The organism is Paenibacillus sp. y28, from assembly GCF_037137075.1.
Taxonomy (GTDB): Bacteria; Bacillota; Bacilli; order Paenibacillales; family NBRC-103111; genus JBBBNV01.
This window is the reverse complement of sequence record NZ_JBBBNV010000072.1, coordinates 1-2,367: the sequence shown is the minus strand read 5'-3', so window position 1 is coordinate 2,367 and position 2,367 is coordinate 1. Positions and strand designations below refer to the sequence as shown.

Annotated in this window: 2 protein-coding genes; both read left to right on the top strand. The window is 38.4% G+C overall.

Translation table 11 applies throughout. From position 1 onward, the window contains the following. Positions 1-154 precede the first annotated feature (154 nt). The gene (locus WBG83_RS22215; RefSeq protein WP_336747570.1) at positions 155-1,561 is read left to right on the top strand and encodes an undecaprenyl-phosphate glucose phosphotransferase; all 1,407 of its coding nucleotides are present in this window, start codon (positions 155-157) and stop codon (positions 1,559-1,561) included. 62 nt (positions 1,562-1,623) lie between these two features. Continuing rightward, positions 1,624-2,223, top strand: a complete 600-nt coding sequence (cysC, locus tag WBG83_RS22210; protein WP_336747568.1) for an adenylyl-sulfate kinase — start codon at positions 1,624-1,626, stop codon at positions 2,221-2,223. The last annotated feature ends 144 nt before the right edge of the window (positions 2,224-2,367 follow it).

Genomic DNA, 2,367 nt, shown 5'->3' with positions numbered 1-2,367 from the left:
AAGGATACCAGACCATTGCCTGATTGGGTTATTTTTCTATGTGACGATTTTTCGACAAGAACTTTTCACTGTCCAGTAATGAAAAATAAATTGCTTTCAAGGTGAATACAGGGACTTTGCCTTGTTTCATAAATATATGAATGTGGTGAGTCAAATGATACGTAAGAATGAACGTTTTTTAACGCAAGTTTATTCGGTGACTGACTTTTTGATTATACAACTTGCGTTTATTATGGCATGGTGGATCAAATTTAACAGTGGCATCTTTGAATATGAACAGCCGATTTCGATTAAGATTTATTTTCTTTGGAGTTTAATTTACGGGTTAATTGTCATTGGGGCCGGTTATATTTCAGGATTTTATTCGTCTAAACGAAAGAAAAGATTTTCTTTTGAAGTGCTTAAAATATTACAAATCCACTCAGTAGGCATTTTATTATTAATCAGCGTTTTATTTATTATGAAAGAAATTCATATTTCTCGTTATTTTTTGGGAGTATACTTAATAACCAATATTAGTCTTGCTCAAATTTACCGTTATATGGTCAAGATTGCCCTGAAGCGTTTTAGGCAAAAAGGCTTCAACAAACAATTTGTCCTTATACTCGGGGCCGGTTCATTAGGGCGTCGTTTTTATGAAAATTTGAAGCATCACCCTGAGCTTGGTTTCGAGATTGTCGGATTTCTTGATGATTACCAGCAAACTCATGAAGCGGCATTTAGTCACTATAAGCCGATTATTGGCGGGATTGATGATTTGGAAACCACACTTCAGACGGTCATTGTGGATGAGGTGATTATTGCGCTTCCGCTGGATGCTCACCACAAATACGCAAAGATCATTAATCAGTGTGAGAAGGCCGGCGTACGGACTATGATTATTCCTGATTTCTTTGATCTGCTGCCTGCCCGGCCGTATTTTGACAATTTCGCCGGAATTCCTTTGATTAATGTACGTGATATTCCGTTGGATGAACTGAGAAACCGTCTGCTTAAACGAGTATTTGATATTGTCTTCTCGCTTGCTGCAATTATCGTTACTTTACCAGTTATGATTTTGATTGCAATTGGAATTAAGCTTACCTCTCGGGGACCAATCTTGTTTAAGCAGGAAAGAGTAGGGTTTAATCGTAGAACGTTTATGATGTACAAATTCCGTTCGATGAAGGTAGTATCACAGAATTCGTCCGATACTGGATGGACTACGGAAAACGATCCGCGGAAAACGAAGTTTGGATCGTTTCTCCGAAAAACTAGCTTGGATGAGCTGCCGCAATTTTTCAATGTATTGATAGGTAATATGAGTGTGGTAGGCCCGCGGCCGGAGCGCCCTTATTATGTCGATCAATTTAAAGAAGAAATACCAAAGTATATGGTTAAGCATCATATCCGGCCCGGTATTACTGGCTGGGCACAGACTAATGGCCTGCGCGGAGATACTTCAATTGAAGACCGGATTTCTTATGATATATTTTACATTGAGAATTGGACGTTTTTGTTTGATATTAAAATTATAATTAAAACGCTTGTAAACGGGTTGGTCAACCGAAATGCATATTAAACCCTTGTACTCCTTTACATTCTTATTTAATGCAGTATACTAACCATCGGCGGTGAACCCTCTTGAAGCCTGGAAACATAAAATGGCAAACCAATACGATCACAAAAACCGACAGACAACTATTAAATGGACATAAAAGCTGCGTGCTTTGGTTTACTGGATTATCTGGTTCAGGGAAATCTACTCTAGCCAATGAAGTCGAAAAACAATTGTATGCGGCTAATATTAGAACTTATATTTTGGACGGCGATAATGTGCGTCACGGATTAAATAATAATTTGGGATTTAGTCCGGAAGATAGGAAGGAAAATGTTAGGCGAATTTCCGAGGTATGTAAGCTTTTTGTTGATGCAGGGCTTTTTGTATTATCCGCATTCATTTCACCTTACAAAGAAGATCGGGACTCTGCCCGCCATTTATTTAACGAGTCAGAATTTATAGAAGTTTTTGTTAAGTGTGATTTAGATATTTGTGAGGCCAGGGACGTAAAAGGAATGTACAAAAAGGCACGGGCCGGCGAGATTAAAGAATTTACGGGGATTTCAGCGCCTTATGAGGCCCCTGTAAAACCGGAGCTCGTTATTGAAACAGATAAACAAACAATTGAAGACTCTGTTCAGCAAATCATTTCTTACCTTAAACAAAACCATTATATCGCTTGATTTAACCTGAATTTCGAAAGTACCACGCTCTGAAAACGTGAAAAAGGGCCCAAATCTTTGGTAGAATCTGACGTTTCGCACCCTAGAGATACCAAATGGAAAACATTTCATCATTTTTTTTGAATGGGGATGAGCGGGCAACTC

What these genes read in the sequence shown, in the direction of transcription:
- WBG83_RS22215 (WP_336747570.1), top strand. Translation starts at nt 155, where the DNA reads ATGATACGTAAGAATGAACGTTTTTTAACGCAAGTTTATTCGGTGACT.